We start from the raw sequence: 20,125 nt of genomic DNA on the forward strand, positions 1-20,125 counted from the left end.
GCGTTGCCCTTTGTGCTCAAGTCAGTAAGCTAGGTTAATCCTTTGCATGTATATTGAGCCTGCACACAGTCATGTGCTCAACATAACCGATTGCATAAACCTAATCAGACGGATCAGGGAGCCTTAAGTGGCATTACCTAATAAAGTAAAAACGCTGCTCGATAATGCAGAGCACCTTGACGATTTAAAAGATTGTGCAAGCTATTTTTATAAATGGTTAAGTAACGAGTTTTCCAAACAACCAGTTCGTAACCTCATTAATTCTCGCGCTGAATTTATTGACCGATTATTAATAAAGCTATTCAATGACACTGGCCTCGCCCATTACCCAGAGTTGGCCCTCATTGCAGTGGGGGGATATGGTCGAGGTGAATTACACCCCTATTCAGATATCGACTTTTTAGTACTTGTTAATGATACTCCTAATGCCGCTATGACCTTAGCATTAGAGGAATTTGTGACGCTTTTATGGGATCTGAATTTAGAAATAGGCCACAGTGTCCGTACACACAACCAAGTATTAGAACAAAAAAAACAAGACGTCCATTTCACGACCTCTTTACTTGAAAGTCGACTTATTTGTGGTAACCATGTCGAGTTTGAGCGACTAAGAAGTCATATTGTAGAAACCCCTATTTGGAAGTCTGACGACTTTTTTATTGCCAAAACCAATGAACAACAAGTTCGTCATAAAAAGTGCCACGGTACCGCTTATAACTTAGAGCCTAATATCAAAGAGAACCCGGGGGGGCTCAGAGATGTACAAACCATTTTTTGGGTTGCTAAAAAGCACTTTCATGCTGAAACTCTTGAAGAATTAATCAATCATGGTTATCTCACACACGAAGAATACCAAGAGCTACTAGAGTGTTTGGAAAACCTTTGGAATATACGCTTTGCCCTTCATTTAGCCGCAGGGCGCAGTGAAAACCGTCTGTTATTTGACTATCAGCCCCATGCTGCCGAGATCTTGGGATTTGGTTCTGAAGGTAAGGCCTCTGTGGAACGTATGATGAAGCGCTTATTCAGGATCATGAGCCGTGTCCGTGAAATGAACCAGATGCTGTTATCATATTTCGAGCAGAGTATTTTACCCGACCAAAGCGAACAAATAGCGGTTTCTTTAGATGATAACTTTGAGCGTATCGGCAATAAAATCAGTGTAAAAAACCCTTCAGTATTCTTTAGAAGAGAGCAGCTACTGGTGTTATTCGAGCATATTGCTGATCACCCTGAGATCACCAACATTGAGCCTAGTACTATACGAACAATGCGCCAAGTTCGTCGTCGCCTGCTCGGAGACTTGCAAGATTATGCCGGTTGTCGAGATGCGTTTTTACGGTTGCTAAAGCATCCTAATGGCATGGGTAGAGCATTTACTTTGATGCATAAACATGGCTTGATTGCGGCGTATTTACCGCAATGGCGTAATATTTTTGGTCAAATGCAATTTGATTTATTCCACGCCTACACCGTAGATGAACACACTCATAAGCTGATCAACAATATTTATCTATATACCGATAAAGAGCGAAAAAAAGAATTCCCTTTATGCAGTGAAATAATCACCCGTATGGATAAGCCTGAGTTACTTTATTTAGCCGCTATCTTCCATGATATTGCCAAAGGCCGTGGAGGAGATCACTCAGAGCTTGGCGCAGTTGATGCGCTCGCTTTTTGTAAAATACATGGTTTCACCAATTCTGATGCTCGCTTAGTTTCTTGGCTGGTTGAGAATCATTTGTTGATGTCTGTCACAGCGCAGCGCAAAGACATTAACGACCCAGATGTTATCGCCGAATTTGCTTCGATTGTAAAAAATGAACGCCAACTCGACTACCTTTACTGCCTCACTGTGGCTGATATTCGCGCGACGAATGACAACCTATGGAATGATTGGAAAAATACCCTGCTACGAGAGCTATACTTACACTCACAACATGCACTGCGTTTGGGCCTAGAAAACCCAATGGATATGCGCGACCAAATTCGTGACAAAAAGAAGCAAGCAAAACAACGGCTTATTAATTTAGAATTTGAAGAGGAAAACATTGATGCGATTTGGTCACGTTTAAAGGCCAACTACTTTACCGCATTCAGTGAGCAACAGATCTCATGGCACAGTGAGCACTTACTTAAGATCAATGATTTAAACGCACCTTGCGTTGTTGTGGGTGAACAAGCCATGCATGGCGGCACACAAGTATTTGTGTATAGTCCATATAATGCCAATTTATTCTCAAAGCTCCTCACCGTTATCGGTTCTAAAAAAGCCCAAATACAACACGCTCAAGTCATGACAACCAAGGATAACTCCGTAGTTTATAACTTTGTTATCTTAGAGGTCAGTGGTAACCCCATGAGTAGTAGCCGAGCAAAATCGATACGTCGTGGCTTGGAAGTCATTTTAAAAGATCCAAAAAAGAAAATTCGTACCAAGAAAAACCGCTCACAGCGCTTTAAAGATTTTAATATAAAACCTAAGGTCATTGTCAGGCCTCATGCCCGTGCCGATAGAAACTTAATTGAAATTCAAGCCATTGATATACCTGGGCTACTAACAAAAATAGCGGAGGTTTTTCAAGCCAATTCATTGCACATTCACGCAGCAAGAATTACAACAGTCGGCGAACGCGCAGAAGACTTTTTTGTAATATCAAATACGGATTATCAAGCGCTTGCAGAAGAACATAAAGCTGCACTACAACGCGATCTGATGAAAAAATTAAATGCAGAAACAGAGTAAAGAGGAAACTATGTCTGATTTAAAAAGCATTATTGAACAAGCTTGGGAACAGCGAGACGGGATCTCACCTAACCAAGTAACAGAGGAAGTTTATAACGCTATCACCCAATCTCTTGCCCTGTTGGACTCGGGTGCTGCACGTGTAGCAGAAAAGATAAGCGGTGAGTGGGTTGTGCACCAGTGGCTAAAGAAAGCCGTTTTATTATCATTTAGAATTCGTGACAACCAGCCGATGAGTGATGGCGTAAATCAGTTTTACGATAAAGTGCCGTTAAAGTTCAGCGATTATACGCCTGAGCAGTTTCAACAAGGTGGTATGCGTGTTGTACCAAATGCCGTAGCACGCCAAGGTAGTTTTGTTGGTAAAAATGTGGTCCTGATGCCGTCATATGTCAATATCGGTGCCTATGTTGATGAAGGCACGATGGTCGATACATGGGCCACGGTTGGTTCGTGTGCGCAAATAGGTAAGAATGTTCACCTATCAGGCGGCGTTGGCATAGGTGGCGTTTTAGAGCCCCTTCAAGCGAACCCAACAATCATTGAAGACAATTGCTTCATTGGTGCACGCTCAGAAATTGTTGAAGGCGTAATTGTTGAAGAAGGCGCAGTAATTTCAATGGGTGTGTATATTTCTCAAAGCACCCGTATTTACGACCGTGAAACAGGCGAAGTCCATTACGGGCGAGTACCAGCCGGTGCTGTTGTTGTACCAGGCTCTTTGCCAAGTAAAGATGGCTCTCATAGCCTTTACGCTGCCATTATTGTTAAGAAAGTAGATCAACAAACACGTGAGAAAGTCGGGATCAACGCCTTGCTGCGTTCAATCGACGATTGATCATTATGAGCTTTTAATGGGCTTATAAAAAAGCGCCTTATGAATTATTCAGTTACCTGAAGTACTTCATAAGGCGCTTTTTAAACTTACCTCATTGGTAAGCTGCTCAATAATTATAATGCAGCAAACACGTCATCTGTTTTAGCGGCACATACAAAATCATTTTTGTGCAGGCCTTTGATAGAGTGACTCCACCAAGTAACCGTTACTTTGCCCCATTCAGTCAATAAACCTGGGTGATGGCCTTCATCTTCCGCCATTGCGCCCACTTTATTGGTAAACTCTAATGCTAGCTTGAAGTTTTTAAATTTAAAAACGCGCTCTAATTGCATGATCCCATCGCGTACCTCAGGTACCCAGTCCGGAATTTGCTTTATCAATACTGCTAACTCTTCATCTGACACTTTAGGCGCATCAGCACGACACGCTTCACATTTTTGTGCACTTAAATCAGACATTTAAAATCCTTAACTTGCTAGTTTTTGTTTCGGTGGAAATTTTGGCTCAAATAAGCCTAATTCTTTTGCTTGGGCAACCAATGCCATAATATCCATTTGTGAGATATCAAATAAATCATTGATAGAGTTTATGGTGTAGTAGATTGGCTGCATAATATCAATTCGGTAAGGTGTGCGTAATACATCAATCACATTTAACGGCTGTATCTCAGGTTTATCTGAATACACGTATTGTGTTTCACCCGGGCTTGATAACACCCCACCACCATAAATACGCAGGCCGTCTTCAGTTTGCATCAAACCAAACTCAACCGTAAACCAATATAGACGCGCTAGGTAACCACGATCTTTCTTTTCGGCTGCATAGCCTAACTGCCCATATTTATGGGTGAACTCTGCAAAAGCAGGGTTTGTTAACATTGCGCAATGACCAAATATCTCATGAAAAACATCAGGCTCTTGTAGATAATCAAACTCTTCACGCGAACGAATAAACGTTGCCACAGGGAACTGCTTGTTTGCTAGCAGTCGAAAGAACTCATCAAAATCAATCAACGCGGGTACAGGGGCTACTTGCCAGCCTGTTTCACGGGCGAGTACTTCGTTTAGCTCAGCAAGCTGTGGGATACGGTCATGCGGTAGGTTTATTTTTTTTAGCCCTTCCATGTACTCGTCACATGCTTTGCCTTCAATGCATTGTAGCTGACGCGCCACAAGCTCTGACCAAATTTTATTTTCTTCATCGCTCCAAGCAATAACCCCGTTTTCATCGGGTTGCTTAGAGGTGTACTTGCTCGACTTAGCCATAGAAACCTTCATTGTTACATACCACGATCGACCTCGGATCGTGTTTCAACTTGTGACAACGATACTATGTAAAAGTAAGCGAAAGTTTAATAGCAAAGCCCAATTACGGCTTTGCCACAAAAACCAAAATCGTAAAGATTAAAATACATGTGAGTAAAGTTAATTATACACACCATATTTAACTGATAAAATACAGTGCACGACGTACACTTAAGTTTACATTAAAAAGATTTAAATGCAGATTCTAAATCAGCAATAATATCCTCCGCCGCCTCCAATCCTACCGAAATACGGATCAAGCTATCAGAGATCCCAGCTGCTTGACGCTCTTCTGGCGTATAAGGTGAGTGTGTCATCGATGCTGGGTGTTGAATTAGTGTTTCAGGATCCCCTAAACTCACGGCCAATGTGCATAGCTCGGTTGCATTAATAAACGCTTCACCTTGCGCTAACGTTCCTACGATTTCAAAGGCTATAACACCACCAGCCCCTTTCATTTGCTCACCTAGATAATTATATCCAGGGTGAGATGGTAACCCTGGATAAAACACCTGCGAGACCTTCGGATGTTTTTCTAAAAATTCAGCCACTTTTTGTGCACTTTCACAATGCCTCGCCATACGCACAGCCAGTGTTTTTAGCCCTCGATTAATAAGCCATGCATCATGCGGGCTAATGGTTGCACCAATATCTTTTAATACTGTCAGTTTTATTAATTCAATATGTTCTGCACAGCCACATACGAGACCCGCAACGACATCGCCATGCCCATTTAAATACTTAGTCGCACTATGTACAACAATATCGATACCAAATTGTTTAGGCTTTTGTAATAGAGGGGTCAAAAATGTATTGTCGATCACACTGATTAATTTATGTTGTTCAGCAAAACGCCCAATCATTGATAAATCAAGTACCGTCATGTTCGGGTTAATTGGGGTTTCAGCAAAGACCATTTTGGTCTTTGGCGTAACAGCAGCCTGAAGCTCGGCTTCATCGGTCATATCAACAAACGTGACATCTATGCCAAATTTGGGCAGCATATGAGAAAATAATGCAAAACTACAACCATACAATGCACTGGATGCAATGAGATGGTCGCCCTGTTGTAAGAAGCTTAACACAGAGGCTGAAACAGCCCCCATCCCCGTCGCGGTTGCAGCTGCATCGTCCATTCCCTCGAGAGCTGCTACTTTTTGCTCCAGTTCACGTGTTGTCGGGTTGCCTAATCGAGTATAAATATACCCAGGCTCTTCACCGGCAAAACGCGCAGCCCCTTGGGCTGCGTCTTTAAACTTAAATGTGGAGGTTTGATACAGAGGTGCTGTTAGTGCACCATGTGGGTCATCAAAATGGGCTGGGCCGTGGATACATTGCGTGTTGTCATCATACTTCTTCATAAAATAGCCTGCTAAATTGTTATTCTTAAATTTATTTACCTAATAAATAAATCAGGGAATAAAAATTCACAAGCACGCCAGATGGTAAGATGGCTAGTTAGGCATGATTAACTTTAACAGCTTGTATACAATTGTTGTCACTCGCTTTATTTGCTGCGATTCAATAACGCTTTAAATATTTGCTCAATCGACCCCTGTAATAAATTAGGCTTATCAGCTAATTTAGGTAATGGACGACATAATTCCATTGCTTTGTAGCCTAAGCGAGCGGTAAATACACCCGCACTCAGCCCTTGTGCAGCTCTAGCAGAAAGCTTACTGAGTAACTCTGCTCCCATACTCGTTGCCGCTAGATCTGACACCAGCTCAGCAGCTCCAGCAAACACCATTTGCTTTAATAGTAATTTATATAACGTAATACGACTGCGATACCCTAAGCGAATACCATAGTGCTGACTTAGCTTCTCAACAAGGTGCACGCCGCGCCATAGTACAGCCAACATATCCAGCAAGGCCATGGGGCTAAGCGCCACCAGCATGGCACTGGTCGTTGCATGCGTATTAATGATCGCTTTAGCTTGCTGGTCTTGTGTATTCAATAGGGTATTTTGATAAAGCTCTAATACTTCCCTATCGGTATGATGTGCTTTAATGGTCGCTTTAAACTCTTGCACACCATCTGGGTTATGCTGCTCAAGTAAAGGCGCTAACCACTGCTGAGCTTCGCCTATTTGGGTACTACTCAATAAACGCTGTGCGTCACTTTGCATATGTTCACGTGTTGATAGCGACTTAAGTGCACGGTATTCACTGAACAAAAACCGTATCAGTGCGACCAAACCCAGTGACAGTACCAAAATATATAAGCCACCTAACAGCCAAGATTGCGTAAAGGCTTCTATCACACCGTAAATAGCTTCGGCGGCAACTAAAACAACCAAGCTAATCAGCAATAACTTCTTAATAGTTAGAAATGTACGCTTTGGCTTAAAAGTATGCTCAAGTTCTTGTTCTAGTGCATCACGTTCATTAAATGCACCCTGCTCAGCATCAGAACTTGAATTTTCCAGTGCCTGCTCGATGCGCTTTCCAGCCTCCATAGACTGGGGCACTGCTTGGTGAAGTTCATCAGTGCTAATGCGCCTACCTGCGCGCAAATTCTGTGGGTCGCTCATCGTAGCTTATCTCCTAATAAAAATTGTAGGACATGATCTAATCGAACATGGCTCAAACAACCGGCTTGCGCCGGTAACGGCGCAAAAGATAAAAAGTCGAAGCCCTGTGCTGGCCACTGAGCGCGACTTAATCGATGTGATGGAGGCTCTGGGGGTAAAAATGTTATCGTGTGCTGTTCGTTATTGGGTTTACCTTGGATACAATTGAGTGGTTTCCCAGCTTCAACAACTTGCTTTTGCTGCGTACTTTGTACCGCTGAAATCGCCATGGTGTCTATCTCAACCCCCGCAAAGCGTAACTCATTACTTTGCTCATGTAACATGCTATGAAGCAGCTTTGCCAATAATGGTTGCTGCTCATAGCTTACGTGGTCGCACTTATTTGCAGCAAATAAAACCTTATCTATTTTTGGATAAAACAGGCGCTTTAGTAACCCAGAACGACCATAATCAAACACTTGTACGATATTACGTAATGCATGTTCTTGCTCTTGTAATGTATCAGGTCCGTCGGCTAACGCATTCAACACATCTACCAGCACAATTTGCCTATCGAACTGACAAAAGTATTGCTTGTAAAATGGCGTTACCACTTGCTGTTTATAAGCGTTAAAGCGACTCTGTAAATGACTATATTGGCTCTCGCTTGAGTGTTCACCTGCACTATGACAGGGGAAAAACAATAACACCGGAGCCCCTGCTAAATCTCCAGGGATAAGCATTCTACCAGGTTGTAGTTGCGCTATTCTTGTTTGCTCTTTTAACGTTATGAGTAGCTGCTGATATAGTTGTGATAATTGCTTTAAGGCTGCTTCATCAACGGGGGCGTCACTATCAAAATCAGTCAAAGTGCTCAAAAAGTCTTTTGCATAGTCTTTATATTGAGGTTGTTTTAGTAAGCTAAGAACTTCATTACTCCATGACTGGTAATCTTGATTTAACATGGGTAGATCAACTAACCATTCACCAGGGTAATCAATCAGCTCTAAATAAACGGTGCTAATCGGTGATAAATGCTGTTTTAGCACATGCCGTGATTCAAATTTAAGTGCAAGGGTTAACGTATTTATACGCTGTGTTGATGACGGCCATGTTGGTGTTTCATTTAACAAGCAATCCACTGCACTGGTATAATCAAAAGTCGGAATGTCCAAAGCACGTTGTGGAATTTGCTTTACAGCAATTAACCGCTGCTCTCTTACTACGTCAAAAAATGGCAGGTTTTTTTTATCTGCTTGAGATGTTAAATGCTTGATAAGTGCAGTGATAAAAGCCGTCTTTCCGCTACCACTAAACCCAGTGACGGCAAGCTTTATATGTTGGTCAAGACTTCTATGTAATGTCTTTTGTGCTGTGTTTTTAAATTTATCGAACGTGTCTTTGCTAAAACGTTTAGTATTCATATAAGGGGCACACCTCCCGAGCAACATATTTACATGGATATTTAAAGCGGTGGCGCAGAATACGCCACATAACGTTCAAAAAATTATAATTTATTAATTTCTCTACTGATTGTAAATTCGCTTGATGTTACGTACGTTTCCATACTTTGTACTCTGCCATCTAAACGATTTAAACGCTCTTTTAAATCAAACAAAGCTTGTCTGGGCGGCTCACCTTTTTGCCAAACTTTAAACTTTACTGAAATAGGGTCTGCATCGTGATTGACTGACTGCTTGGTTTCATAATCGCTTTTCTTGTCTAAAATAAACCAACATGCAATATAAACAACAACGAATAAGGGCCCACCAGATAGCAACACTGCCGTAATGAACAGGATTCTGACCAACCACAATTCCATATTGAAGTAATCACTCAACCCAGCACACACACCTGCAAGCTTCCCTCTTTTTGGATCCCTGTAAAGTTCTCTTTTTATATTACTCATACTTTACGTCTCCACTCTGGTGCCTCTTGATCAAGTATTGCTTCTAGTGTGTCAACACGGTCAGCCATACTTTCAGCCTTACTTGCCAATTCCATAAGTTGACGATGTTCATGCTCACTTAGACCCTGGCTTACCTGCTTTTTACTGCGATAGTGAAGTACAAGCCATAATGGCGCCACTACCAACATAAAAATAATGATCGGTGCTACTAATACTTCAAGATCCATAACCCTATACTCCTGCGACTTGATTATTCTGTTACCTAACACCCACTGCTTGGTCAGCGGGTGCGATTATTGTCTTTATTTGCCAGAAAGCTTTTTCTTAAGCTCTGCAAGCTCATCATCTACTTTTTCGTTCTTTTGTAAATCGGCAATTTCATCCGCTAAGGTCTTTTTCCCTAAGTCATATGACTCAACTTGCGACTCTAGTCCATCAATCTTAGATTCATAACGCTCAAAACGATTTAAAGCATCTTCTACTTTTGAACTGTCTAACGCCTTTTTCACCTCTAAACGAGACTCCGCAGAACGCTGACGCAGCACGATGGCTTTTTGACGCGCTTTGGCATCAGCCAGCTTCTCTTGTAGTGTCGCAACTTCTTGTTGCAGTTTCTCGATATGAGACTCTACATGCGCCAATTCGCTTTGCACACTGGCAGCCGCATCCGCTGACTTTTGCTTTTCCAGTAACGCTGAACGTGCTAAATCTTCGCGCTCTTTGGTTAAAGCTAGCTCGGCTTTACTTTGCCACTGTGCAACTTCTTCATTTAATTGCTCAACACGACGTGTTAATTCTTTTTTCTCTGCTAACGTTTTTGCTGAAGTTGAACGTACTTCAACAAGCGTATCTTCCATTTCTTGGATGATAAGACGAACCATTTTTTCTGGGTCTTCAGCTTTATCTAAAATAGCATTGATATTAGAGTTAACGATATCTGCAAAACGTGAGAAAATTCCCATAATCTTTACCTCTTTGGTTTCTAAGTTTAAGTTGCTTGTATTAGTAGTATCAATAAACTTGCCAACTTTCACAAAAGATAAAAGTTTATAAATATCAATAAATTAAACCATATCAGAAATTACTTTCGTTTGCATTAATTATCAAATACACTAAGTGTTAGCAAAAATAACTAAGAGTTAGCCAATATGAGCCAATTCCGCCAACAGGACAATTTACTCGGTCAATCTGACAGCTTTTTAACCGTGCTTGATAAGGTGTCGCAGCTTGCGCCTTTAGAAAAACCAGTATTGATTATTGGAGAGCGCGGTACGGGTAAAGAACTTATCGCTGCACGATTACACTTTCTTTCTGAGCGATGGGAACAAAACTACGTAAAGCTCAATTGTGCCGCCCTAAATGAAAATTTGTTAGAGAGTGAGCTATTTGGTCATGAGAGTGGTGCATTTACTGGCGCCAGTAAACGTCATGAAGGTCGATTTGAGCGAGCGAATGGCGGCACATTATTTCTTGATGAGCTAGCTAATACCTCTGCTATGGTGCAAGAAAAGCTATTACGCGTGATTGAATATGGTGAATTTGAACGTGTCGGTGGTAAAAGTACGGTAAAAGTCGATACCCGTTTAGTCTGCGCAACCAATGAAGATCTGCCATCTTTGGCTGACAACGGTGAGTTTAGACACGATTTATTAGACCGACTGGCATTTGATGTGATCACCTTGCCGCCATTACGTGCTCGCCAAGAAGACATCATGTTATTAGCAGAACAATTTGCAATAAACATGGCACGAGATTTAGGCTGGTCACTGTTCAGTGGTTTTACGCGTAAAGCCACTGAGGTACTATTGAGTTACGATTGGCCAGGTAATATACGTGAACTCAAAAATACCGTTGAAAGAAGCTTATATCGTCACGGCAACGAGCACCTACCCGTTCACGAAATCATTCTCAATCCATTTGAGAGCCCGTTTAGACCAACACAACGGGTAAAGGCACGTACAATACAACCTGAAATAGCCCAAACACCCAGCCATACCCCTGTGACGGAAGCTTCTAGCAACCATGCATCGCTGTCACCAGCACAGCCCAACATTGCGTTTCCTTGTGACTTAAAAGAACTCTCTAATGACTTTGAGATTGAGTTACTCAAAAAAGCGCTCGAATACAGTCAATTTAATCAAAAGAAAACTGCACAAATGCTTGGATTGACGTATCATCAACTTCGTGGTTATTTGAAAAAATACAACCTGTTAGAGTCAGGTCAAAAACAAGAGGCGTAAGGCGTGCGGAATCTAGTACTAGGTGCTTTGTGTACCTATTTACTTGGCTGTGTTGATGCAAGCCAACAGCAAGCAAACGAAAAATCTCAGGGCTTAGTGTACTGCGCTGAAGCGAACCCGGTATCTTTTAACCCTCAAGTCACGACGACTGGCTCTACCATAGACCTTATTGCCAGCCAGTTATACGATACGTTAATTAGTATTGACCCTGAAACTGCAGAGTTTAAACCGGAACTGGCAACTAGCTGGGCAGTGAGCGACAAGGGTAAATCTATTACGTTCACCTTGCGCCAAGATGTCGCTTTTCACAGTACAGATTACTTTCGCCCAAGCCGCACACTCAATGCCGATGACGTGGTGTTTTCATTTAGCCGCTTATTCGATGTATATAATCCATATCATTTTGTCGGCGATGCTGAGTACCCCTACTTTCAAAGCGTGGGTATTGACCAGCTCATTCGTAAAGTCGTTAAAGTCGACGACTTTACCGTAAGGTTTGAACTCTTCAACGCCGAAAGTAGCTTTCTATCGAATATTGCGACCGATTTTGCGGTTATTCTCTCACAAGAGTATGCCCAACAGCTGATAGCACAAAAAAATAAAGCCGCATTTGATCACTTGCCTATTGGCACCGGCCCATATAAATATAAAAACTTTTTACGCGATAATCTTATTCGCTATCACCGCAATGAAAAATATTGGAAATACCCAGTGCCGATGCAGCAACTGGTGTTCGATATCACCACCAACGGCACCAGTCGCATTGCGAAAATGCTGACTAAAGAATGTGATATCACAGCACACCCTAGTGCAACACAACTGAGCGTTCTCAAAGACCGTGAAGATATTCGCGTCGACAAAGCGGCAAACCTCAATATTGGTTATTGGGCCTTTAATACTGAACGACCCCCATTTGATAGCCTTCTTGTTCGCAAAGCCCTTGCGCACTCCGTTGACTTCGATAAAATTATGCAAGCAGTCTATTACGGTAACGGCATATTGGCGCGCTCGCATCTGCCACCATCATCATGGGCCTTTCAAGCTCAGGATAATATACCCCGCTATAACCCTGAACTAGCAAAACAGTTTTTAAAGGAAGCAGGTTATGAAAATGGGTTTAGTATGACGCTATGGGCCATGCCGGTATCACGAATATATAACCCTAATGCGCGAAAGATGGCTGAATTGATTCAAAGTGATTTGAAAGCCATCGGTATTTCGGCACAAATTATTGAGTATGAGTGGAACACTTTTGTTGAACGTATTGGTAAACATGAGCATGACAGTGTTTTACTTGGTTGGGCTGCAGATACACCAGATCCTGATAACTTCTTTAGCCCGCTGTTAAGCTGCACCGCGACCTTTAGTGGAAAAAACCCGGCTAATTGGTGCCATCCTGAGTTTGATTTATTACTCACTCAAGCATTAGACACAACCGATATTACATTGCGCAAAACTTACTATTATCAAGCGCAGCAAATGCTCATCGATCAGCTGCCGCTGATCCCCATAGCTCACGGCGTACGATTCCAAGCAACCAGTAATGATGTGACGGGCGTTACCTTACGCCCATTTGGTGGCATATCTCTTGGTCAAGTGAGGCGTAACTGATGTTATTTGAGTATTTACTACGCCGTATCAGTTTGCTGATTTTTATGGTGGTCACTTTAACGGTATTTACCTTCTCGCTCAATTATCTCTTTCCAGGAGATTTACTGACTAACTTTAGTGGTCAAGTTAACTCCAATTACAGTCAAACCCAATTATTGGCTGAGAAATACCAGATCAACGAAAACTTACTTATGCAATATGGTGCTTTTTTAGCGCGTATTGCCAGTGGAGATTGGGGGGTGTCACTCTCCTCAGGGCAAAATGTGTTTGAGCATGTTACACGGCTCTTTCCTGCCACTTTAGAGCTGTGTGTTTATGCGCTAGGGGTTGCCGTCTCACTTGGGATCCCCGCAGGAATAGTTGCATCAGCTTATCATCGTCGTTGGCCTGACAGAGTTATCAATTCTCTGACTTTAATGGGCTTTTCTATACCTATTTTTTGGCTGGCGCTACTGTTAATTATGGTGTTTTGTTTATCTTTTGGGTTATTCCCCATGTCAGGACGTATAGGCCTGTTATACGAAATTGAACCTATTAGTAATTTTATTTTAATCGATATTGCTATCCAAGGTTTTCCATATCATGGCCTTGCTTTTTATGATGCATTGCGCCATTTAGCGTTACCCACAGTGGTATTGGCAATGTACCCCACGACTGTACTCGTGCGCTTTACTCGAGATTCAATGCTACACGTGCTAGAACAAAATTATATCAAAACTGCTCGCGCTAAAGGGCTGAATAGGCGTCAGCTGATTTTACATCACGCACTACGTAACGCCTTGCTCCCAGTAATAAAACAGATCGGTTTACAATTTAGTACTCTGATCACGCTGGCGATGGTGACAGAAGTGATATTTTCGTGGCCAGGCATAGGCCGATGGCTTATAGACAGTATCTACCAGCGCGATTACCCGGCAATACAGGGTGGGCTTCTGGCAGTGTCCATGTTTGTTATACTAGCAAACATGCTGGCTGAATTTAGCCACTCTCTTTTTGACCCTTTGTCACGGAATCAAGCCTATGGCAAAGTTTAGTTTATTCAGCGAAGAGTCTAACCGCTCACCTCTTTCACGGTTATGGCGAAAGTTTAAAAGTAACCACCCGGCGTTAGTGGCTTTATGGATATTTATTGCGTTGACACTCCTGGCGATGACAGCGCCGTTTATTGCACCATATGGTATTAATCAACAGCATAGCGATGCATTGCTGCTGCCCCCTTCATGGCATGATTTAGGTGATGTAAGATTTATTCTAGGCACGGATGATTTGGGCCGCGATGTCTTATCTCGACTCATGAACGGGGCTACATTTACCTTTGGGCTCTCAATCATCGCCGCCTTGATCACCACCCTCGTGGGGGTGTTTTTGGGGACCTTGGCGGGGATCAGTCATGGCTTCCGTTCAAGTGCATTAAACCATTTATTGGATATTACGCTCTCGATCCCATCGTTATTATTAGCCATTATTATTATCGCTATACTCGGGCCTGGCTTACTCAATACCGTATGGGCAATTATCTTTGCGTTATTGCCCCAATACGTGCACTCAATTCGCAATTTGGTTGTTGATGAACTAAATAAAGACTATATCAGTGCCTTTCGTCTTGATGGCGCGTCTCAGTGGCAATTGCTTACCCGAGGTGTTCTACCCAATATATACGAGCATATCGTGGTTATTTTTACCATGGCACTGTCAACGGCGATCCTAGACATTGCCGCTCTGGGCTTTTTGAAACTCGGTGCCCAACCGCCTACAACCGAGTGGGGGGCTATTTTGGCTGAAAACCTAGGCTTAATTTATTTAGCACCTTGGACGGTTGGCTTACCTGGAGTATTGCTATTTATCGCGGTACTTTCTACCAACCTAGTGGGTGATGGCTTAAGGCAAGTACTCAAAGAGCGTAAGGCGGATTAATGCAATTACTCGACATACGTAACTTAACCATAGAGCTGCACACTGAAGACGGTGTGATAAGAGCCGTTGATAAAGTTAATCTAAGCCTGAAAGAAGGTGAGGTGCATGCATTGGTTGGCGAGTCTGGCTCAGGAAAAAGCCTAATAGCCAAAGCTATCGTCGGCGTTTTAAACTCTCGCTGGACCGTAACGGCAGATCGTATGCATTGGCAAGGTGTTGACCTAATGCGTTTAAGTCCTGAAAAGCGTAGAAAAATAGTCAGCAGAGATATGGCTATGATCTACCAGGAACCCAGTCGTAGCCTAGACCCTACCGCAAAAATATTTGAACAAGTGGCAGAGTCATTACCTGAGGAGACCTTTAAAAAAGGGTTTTTCCGTCGTAATACTGAGCGAAAAGAAAAAGTTAAAGCGCTACTGCATAAAGTGGGGATCCGTGAACATATTAGAGTCGCAAGCAGCTACCCGCATGAACTGTCTGAAGGGGTATGCCAAAAGGTCATGATTGCGATGGCCATTGCCCGAAACCCTAAACTTTTAATCGCCGATGAGCCGACGACAGCATTAGAAAGCACCACGCGAGCACAGATTTTTCGCTTACTGAAGAGCTTAAACCAGCTTAAAAATATGTCAGTATTAATGATCTCCCATGAACTTGAAGAGATCACTCATTGGTCTCATGCCATGCACGTTTTATACTGTGGGCAAATGGTTGAGGCCGGTCCTACGCAAAAGGTTTTTTATGAACCTTTACACCCGTACACACAGGCTTTAGTAAAAAGTTTACCTGATTATGCGCAAGGTCTTGCACACAAAGAACCATTTTATGCACTCAAAGGAACAATCCCCCCGCTACAACACCTGCCAATCGGCTGTCGATTAGGGCCTCGTTGTCCACAAGCGCAAAAACAATGTGTCGTCACGCCAACTCAAAGTAAAAGCCATGGCCATGCCTATGCCTGTCACTTTCCCCTTTTGAAGGAAAAGACCAAATGCAACCCGTCTTAAAAGTCCAAGCATTAAGTAAATCTTTTCAAAGTCGAGCCGGTATTTTTAAACGTAATCATATAAAAGTGCTCCGAGATGTTTCATTTGCTGTTGCCCCTGGGGAAACACTCGCCGTTATTGGCGAAACAGGCTCTGGAAAAAGCACCCTAGCAAAACTACTTGCCGGTGCTGACACGGCTGACTGTGGACAAATTCTACTGGATGGCAAGACCATTGAGGACAATGGCGTAAGACAAAACCAATGTCGCCATATTCGTATGATTTTTCAAGATCCAACCCGCTCATTAAACCCAGGCCTCACCATTGGTGACATGCTTGATGATTGCTTAAAGTATAATACCGACCTAACGTCTTCTCAGCGTGATAAAAAGATCAAACTCACCTTAAGCCGAGTTGGTTTACTGGGTGAGCACTATCAATACTATCCGCATATGTTTAGTGGAGGCCAACTACAACGCGTCGCATTAGCCAGAGCACTCATTTTAGACCCTAAAGTTGTGGTGCTAGATGAAGCATTATCCTCTCTAGATCCTTCGGTCAGAGCACAAACTGTAAACTTGTTACTCAAATTACAAAAAGACTCGGGTCTAAGCTTTATTTTGATCACCCATCACTTGAGTTTAGTGAAGCATATGAGCGACCAACTCATGGTGCTCAGTCGCGGAAAAGTTGTAGAGTATGGTAATACAGCTGCGATATTCGAAAAGCCAAAATCAAAGGTGACACAGCGACTGCTAAATGTTTGATGTGCAGCTCATGCAGCTTACGTAATAAAAAGCCCCACTAAATAGTGGGACTCGGATGTTAACTTACTAATTACTCTTCAAAATATAGTTTAGCACGAGGCTTTTTACCCACTTCTTGCATAGTTTTGGCATCAAACAGACGACCATTGATCATGGTATAAGAGACTTTATCAGTATCACGAATGTTATTTAATGGATCGCCATCAACTACCACTAAATCGGCAAGTTTACCCACTTCAATTGAACCAATATGCTGGTCTAAACCAACATACTTAGCCGGATCTAGTGTTGCGGCACGAATGGCTTGAAGCGGAGACATCCCTCCTTGTGCGAACATCCAAATTTCCCAATGTGCCGCAAGCCCTTCGCGTTGACCATGTGCACCTAAGTTCACTAACACGCCCAAGTCTTGTAGCTCTTTGGCTACGCGGGCATTATTGAAGTGATTATAGTGATGATCTGGTGATTTTATACGACGCATAGAACGCGGCAATAGTTGGTTCTTCGGCACAAACTTACTTAGACGTGGGTGGTTCCATACATCAGTCTTGTCATACCAATAGTTTTCTCCCCAAATCCCCCCATAAGCCACACCCAGCGTCGGGGTATAACCCACATCACTTTGCGACCAAAGTTGTTCAATATCATCATAAATATTGGCCACTGGAATTGAGTGCTCAACCCCCGTATGACCGTCAACAACCATGGTTAGGTTATGCTGTAGCAAGGAGCCACCTTCAGGCACCACCATCATACCGAGCTCTCTGCCCGCTTCGACCACTTGCTGGCGCTGTTCACGGCGAGGTTGATTATATGACTTAACCGAAAATGCACCTACTTTTTGCAAGCGCTCTAAATGAAACTTTGCATCTTCGTAAGAGTCTATATGTGATGTATAGCCTGCAACATTTGCCCCATATAAAATCGTCCCCGTAGAGAAAATCCTTGGTGCAATGATTTTACCGGCTTTTTGTAACTCACTGGCCGCAAACACCTCGGTGGTGTCATTTGACGGGTCATGAATTGTAGTCACCCCGAGCGCTAAACCTGCTAGATTCTTCCAGTTTTGCTGCGGAATAATTTCGTTACTGCCTTGTGATGTATGCGCATGAGCATCAACAAGGCCTGGCATAATAGTTTGCCCTGTAACATCGATGATTTCAGCATTTTTTGGAATACTTATTTCATTGCTGCTACCCACTGCTTTAATATGCTTGCCATCAGTTACAACCACCCCACCGCTGATCACCTTATCACCTTGCATGGTAATAATCGTCGCCCCCACTAACGCTATTAACCCTTTAGGCTCTGCCATATCATGTTTAAATCCAATCGACTCACCACTTTTGGCTTTAAAGTCTGCGCCCTCAACTTTATTGATATCAAACATGCCATCTAAGCTCGCATGATAAAGCTCAGGTCCTAAACTCCAGTACAGTGTATCACTTGCTGCGCTCCAGCTTATGCTTTCACCAGCACGCTGTGATAACTGCTCAATCGGAAATTGTTTGTCAGAAGGTGAAATAGTGATCGGTTTACCACTTTCAACAAAGGGCGTAACAAATACTTTAAATCGTTCAGCAAATGCCAAATATTTACCATTAGGCGAGACTCTGAACTCTGTGGCATGATTTGAGTTATAAAGCACTTTGCTTTTTTTACTCTCAAGGTCAACAGCCAAAAGCTGTGGCTTTGGCGCTTCATTCATCAAGAAGATACGGTTGTTATCATCTCCAAACTGCGGTTGGAAGCCCTGCTCTGTGATCAATTCAGCCTCACCGCCTTTGGTCGATATTTTGTAAACACCCGCTTTTAAAGACCACTCACGAGCTAACAAGCTACTGCCTGACACCTTTCGGTAAACCACTGTTTTACCATCAGGGCTAAATGTCGGCTCAACATACTTACCCACTTGCGAAGTGATCGCTTTACCTTTACCGCTTCTCGTTGATACGACTCGTACACTACCTTGCTTTTTGTCATCCCACGTCACGTACACGATTTTTTTACCGTCTCGAGAAAACTGTGGGAACAATTCAAAATGATCATCTTGGCGTGTCAATCGTTTCACTTTACCTGACGATAAGTCACGTTTATAAATATGACCTAGCGCTTCAAAAATAGCTGTCTCGCCATTGGGCGATACCTGAACATTACGCAGCATTTTAATATCAAAGGTTTCTTGATCAATATTTTGCGCGAAACGCAGTGCTTTTTGAATTTTCTTTGTCGTGGTTACTTGAAAAGCAATTTTGTTATGTTTTTTACTCTCTACATCTACTTTACGCAGCTTACCCCCGGCCCAAAAAACAAGTTCTTCATTGTCTGGCGTCCACGCAATCGTCGGATAAACACCATGAATGGCCCATGTTTCCTGCATATCGCGCTCTAAGTTGCCATAGACTTTAGTTTCTTTGCCTGACGCTAAGTCGTATATATACAAACTTGATTGAAAATCATCACGCTTTACATAGGCTAAATGCTTGCCATCAGGAGACGGAGTTGGGCGAATAGCTCCCCCCATACCAGATAAAATAACTTTGATCTCACCCGTTTCTCTGTCTAGTTGTTTGATTTTGTATATGCCAGCAACAGAGTCTTTTGAGTAATGAAAGGTTTTGCCAGGTGTTGCATCTTGTGAGAAGTAAACATATCGACCATCTGGGGAAAATGCAGGCTCACCTAAATCTTTTTGATCGTTATCACGAGATGTTAAAGGCACGCCACTGCCGCCCGCTTTATGGTAAAGCCAAACTTCACCCGCGCCTAACGAGCGCGTGCCGGTAAAATGCTTACGTGCGGCAATAAAATCTCCATCAGGGCTCCAAGCAGGGCTATTTAATAAACGGAAAGTTTCACTTGTAACTGCCGTTTGCTCTGAGCCATCAATATTCATAACCCAAATATTATCGCCACCACCTTGGTCGGAGGTAAAAGCAATAGAGCGTCCATCAGGACTAAAGCGAGGCTGCATCTGCCAGCCAATGTCACTGGTTAACTGCGTTGCTTGACCACCCGAGATAGGCATAATGTAAATATCACCCAGTAAATCAAAAACCAGTGATGTACCATCAGGGCTGACATCAACGTTCATCCAGGTACCCTGTTCTACCGATATCTTGGCGTCAATAAACTCACCAGGTGGTGTATCAACTTGCCATTGTTCTTGTGGCGTTTCTGTTTTCGCCTGTACCGTAACGGCAAGCGAGACCCCAAGCGCAAGTGCGCTTAATAAATACTGCTTCATGATTCTTAACCCTGTTATTTTGTTGCACCTATATCAACAAAATAACGT

At 42.8% G+C, this 20,125-nt stretch carries 17 protein-coding genes; 8 read left to right on the top strand and 9 right to left on the bottom strand.

Translation table 11 applies throughout. The annotated features are described in order from the left end of the window. The first annotated feature begins 127 nt into the window (after positions 1-127). Positions 128-2,746 carry a [protein-PII] uridylyltransferase gene (gene glnD, locus PCIT_RS01900; protein ID WP_010361621.1) on the top strand — a complete coding sequence of 873 codons (2,619 nt, stop codon included), beginning with the start codon at positions 128-130 and terminating at the stop codon, positions 2,744-2,746. A 10-nt stretch (positions 2,747-2,756) separates the two neighbouring features. Further along, positions 2,757-3,584, top strand: coding sequence for a 2,3,4,5-tetrahydropyridine-2,6-dicarboxylate N-succinyltransferase (gene dapD / locus PCIT_RS01905; RefSeq protein ID WP_010361620.1), 828 nt, complete (start codon positions 2,757-2,759; stop codon positions 3,582-3,584). A gap of 113 nt (positions 3,585-3,697) precedes the next feature. Here dapD and PCIT_RS01910 read toward each other — a convergent pair whose 3' ends face one another. The 8 genes from PCIT_RS01910 to pspA form a co-directional block, all read right to left on the bottom strand. Beyond that, positions 3,698-4,042 carry a 4a-hydroxytetrahydrobiopterin dehydratase gene (locus PCIT_RS01910; RefSeq protein WP_010361619.1) on the bottom strand — a complete coding sequence of 115 codons (345 nt, stop codon included), beginning with the start codon at positions 4,040-4,042 and terminating at the stop codon, positions 3,698-3,700. Between the two features lie 9 nt (positions 4,043-4,051). After that, complete coding sequence (gene phhA / locus PCIT_RS01915; RefSeq protein WP_010361618.1) at positions 4,052-4,849, bottom strand: phenylalanine 4-monooxygenase; 798 nt, start codon at positions 4,847-4,849, stop codon at positions 4,052-4,054. A gap of 221 nt (positions 4,850-5,070) precedes the next feature. Continuing rightward, positions 5,071-6,249 (bottom strand): trans-sulfuration enzyme family protein, encoded by a 1,179-nt coding sequence (locus PCIT_RS01920; protein WP_010361617.1) that lies wholly within the window; start codon positions 6,247-6,249, stop codon positions 5,071-5,073. Between the two features lie 146 nt (positions 6,250-6,395). Continuing rightward, complete coding sequence (locus PCIT_RS01925; RefSeq protein ID WP_010361616.1) at positions 6,396-7,424, bottom strand: TIGR01620 family protein; 1,029 nt, start codon at positions 7,422-7,424, stop codon at positions 6,396-6,398. After that, the gene (locus PCIT_RS01930; RefSeq protein WP_010361615.1) at positions 7,421-8,827 is read right to left on the bottom strand and encodes a YcjX family GTP-binding protein; all 1,407 of its coding nucleotides are present in this window, start codon (positions 8,825-8,827) and stop codon (positions 7,421-7,423) included. Before PCIT_RS01930 ends, PCIT_RS01925 begins: the two co-directional genes overlap by 4 nt. 83 nt (positions 8,828-8,910) lie before the next feature. Next, positions 8,911-9,312, bottom strand: a complete 402-nt coding sequence (gene pspC / locus PCIT_RS01935) for an envelope stress response membrane protein PspC (RefSeq protein ID WP_010361614.1) — start codon at positions 9,310-9,312, stop codon at positions 8,911-8,913. Then, the gene (gene pspB, locus PCIT_RS01940; protein ID WP_010361613.1) at positions 9,309-9,539 is read right to left on the bottom strand and encodes an envelope stress response membrane protein PspB; all 231 of its coding nucleotides are present in this window, start codon (positions 9,537-9,539) and stop codon (positions 9,309-9,311) included. Before pspB ends, pspC begins: the two co-directional genes overlap by 4 nt. Positions 9,540-9,614: 75 nt before the next feature. After that, complete coding sequence (gene pspA, locus PCIT_RS01945) at positions 9,615-10,274, bottom strand: phage shock protein PspA (RefSeq protein ID WP_010361611.1); 660 nt, start codon at positions 10,272-10,274, stop codon at positions 9,615-9,617. Between the two features lie 186 nt (positions 10,275-10,460). On the opposite strand from pspA, the gene pspF reads away from it, so the two are divergent. Genes pspF through PCIT_RS01975 form a run of 6 tightly spaced genes read left to right on the top strand, consistent with a single transcriptional unit; the run spans position 10,461 to position 16,830 of the window. Then, on the top strand, positions 10,461-11,552 hold the full coding sequence (gene pspF, locus PCIT_RS01950) for a phage shock protein operon transcriptional activator (RefSeq protein ID WP_010361610.1): 1,092 nt from the start codon (positions 10,461-10,463) through the stop codon (positions 11,550-11,552). 3 nt (positions 11,553-11,555) lie between these two features. After that, the gene (locus PCIT_RS01955) at positions 11,556-13,163 is read left to right on the top strand and encodes an ABC transporter substrate-binding protein (RefSeq protein ID WP_010361609.1); all 1,608 of its coding nucleotides are present in this window, start codon (positions 11,556-11,558) and stop codon (positions 13,161-13,163) included. Next, the gene (locus tag PCIT_RS01960; protein ID WP_010361608.1) at positions 13,163-14,197 is read left to right on the top strand and encodes an ABC transporter permease; all 1,035 of its coding nucleotides are present in this window, start codon (positions 13,163-13,165) and stop codon (positions 14,195-14,197) included. Before PCIT_RS01955 ends, PCIT_RS01960 begins: the two co-directional genes overlap by 1 nt. Beyond that, positions 14,184-15,077, top strand: a complete 894-nt coding sequence (locus PCIT_RS01965) for an ABC transporter permease subunit (protein WP_010361607.1) — start codon at positions 14,184-14,186, stop codon at positions 15,075-15,077. Before PCIT_RS01960 ends, PCIT_RS01965 begins: the two co-directional genes overlap by 14 nt. Then, positions 15,077-16,084: a peptide ABC transporter ATP-binding protein gene (locus PCIT_RS01970; protein ID WP_010361605.1), complete on the top strand. Its 1,008-nt coding sequence runs from the start codon at positions 15,077-15,079 to the stop codon at positions 16,082-16,084. The genes PCIT_RS01965 and PCIT_RS01970 overlap by 1 nt, the downstream gene beginning before the upstream one ends. Next, a complete protein-coding gene (locus PCIT_RS01975) occupies positions 16,069-16,830 on the top strand; it encodes an ATP-binding cassette domain-containing protein (RefSeq protein WP_010361604.1) in 762 nt (253 codons plus the stop codon). Before PCIT_RS01970 ends, PCIT_RS01975 begins: the two co-directional genes overlap by 16 nt. A gap of 70 nt (positions 16,831-16,900) precedes the next feature. On the opposite strand, the gene PCIT_RS01980 is transcribed toward PCIT_RS01975, so the two are convergent. Beyond that, a complete protein-coding gene (locus PCIT_RS01980) occupies positions 16,901-20,077 on the bottom strand; it encodes an amidohydrolase family protein (RefSeq protein ID WP_010361603.1) in 3,177 nt (1,058 codons plus the stop codon). Positions 20,078-20,125 lie beyond the last annotated feature (48 nt).

The sequence above is a fragment of the Pseudoalteromonas citrea genome (genome assembly GCF_000238375.3).
Classification (GTDB): domain Bacteria; phylum Pseudomonadota; class Gammaproteobacteria; order Enterobacterales; family Alteromonadaceae; genus Pseudoalteromonas; species Pseudoalteromonas citrea.

Excerpts from the sequence above, each read along its gene's own strand:
- pspF (WP_010361610.1), top strand. The coding sequence starts at position 10,461 with ATGAGCCAATTCCGCCAACAGGACAATTTACTCGGTCAATCTGACAGC.
- phhA (WP_010361618.1), bottom strand. The coding sequence starts at position 4,849 with ATGGCTAAGTCGAGCAAGTACACCTCTAAGCAACCCGATGAAAACGGG.
- PCIT_RS01925 (WP_010361616.1), bottom strand. The coding sequence starts at position 7,424 with ATGAGCGACCCACAGAATTTGCGCGCAGGTAGGCGCATTAGCACTGAT.
- PCIT_RS01910 (WP_010361619.1), bottom strand. The coding sequence starts at position 4,042 with ATGTCTGATTTAAGTGCACAAAAATGTGAAGCGTGTCGTGCTGATGCG.
- PCIT_RS01975 (WP_010361604.1), top strand. The coding sequence starts at position 16,069 with ATGCAACCCGTCTTAAAAGTCCAAGCATTAAGTAAATCTTTTCAAAGT.
- PCIT_RS01960 (WP_010361608.1), top strand. The coding sequence starts at position 13,163 with ATGTTATTTGAGTATTTACTACGCCGTATCAGTTTGCTGATTTTTATG.
- PCIT_RS01920 (WP_010361617.1), bottom strand. The coding sequence starts at position 6,249 with ATGAAGAAGTATGATGACAACACGCAATGTATCCACGGCCCAGCCCAT.
- PCIT_RS01965 (WP_010361607.1), top strand. The coding sequence starts at position 14,184 with ATGGCAAAGTTTAGTTTATTCAGCGAAGAGTCTAACCGCTCACCTCTT.
- PCIT_RS01930 (WP_010361615.1), bottom strand. The coding sequence starts at position 8,827 with ATGAATACTAAACGTTTTAGCAAAGACACGTTCGATAAATTTAAAAAC.
- dapD (WP_010361620.1), top strand. The coding sequence starts at position 2,757 with ATGTCTGATTTAAAAAGCATTATTGAACAAGCTTGGGAACAGCGAGAC.
- PCIT_RS01980 (WP_010361603.1), bottom strand. The coding sequence starts at position 20,077 with ATGAAGCAGTATTTATTAAGCGCACTTGCGCTTGGGGTCTCGCTTGCC.
- pspB (WP_010361613.1), bottom strand. The coding sequence starts at position 9,539 with ATGGATCTTGAAGTATTAGTAGCACCGATCATTATTTTTATGTTGGTA.
- pspA (WP_010361611.1), bottom strand. The coding sequence starts at position 10,274 with ATGGGAATTTTCTCACGTTTTGCAGATATCGTTAACTCTAATATCAAT.
- pspC (WP_010361614.1), bottom strand. The coding sequence starts at position 9,312 with ATGAGTAATATAAAAAGAGAACTTTACAGGGATCCAAAAAGAGGGAAG.
- PCIT_RS01970 (WP_010361605.1), top strand. The coding sequence starts at position 15,077 with ATGCAATTACTCGACATACGTAACTTAACCATAGAGCTGCACACTGAA.